Origin of the sequence: Pseudomonas sp. BJa3 (genome assembly GCF_026343815.1) — a bacterium.
Taxonomy (GTDB): Bacteria; Pseudomonadota; Gammaproteobacteria; order Pseudomonadales; family Pseudomonadaceae; genus Aquipseudomonas; species Aquipseudomonas soli.
This window is the reverse complement of record NZ_JAOXMC010000580.1, coordinates 1-232: the sequence shown is the minus strand read 5'-3', so window position 1 is coordinate 232 and position 232 is coordinate 1. Positions and strand designations below refer to the sequence as shown.

General features: G+C 64.7%; 1 protein-coding gene. It reads right to left on the bottom strand.

Translation table 11 applies throughout. The annotated features are described in order from the left end of the window. Positions 1-16 precede the first annotated feature (16 nt). A partial coding sequence (locus tag OH705_RS28870; protein ID WP_267303654.1) for an iron chelate uptake ABC transporter family permease subunit occupies positions 17-232 on the bottom strand: 216 nt, incomplete at its 5' end.

Below are 232 nucleotides of genomic sequence, written 5' to 3'. Positions count from 1 at the left end.
ACTTGTTGGATATCGATCATTGGCGTCCCCTGCGCAAGATCAGGGCCAGGAACATCACTCCGCCCACGAATTCGATGACCACGCTGACCGTGGTGCTCAGTTGCAGCACCCGCTCCAGCAGCGTCTGCCCGCCGACCAGGAAGATCACGCTGAGCAGCACCGCGGCGGGCACGGTGTGGCGATGCCGGTCCGACCCCATCGCCTGGTAGGCCAGGTTGCTCACCAGCAGGCC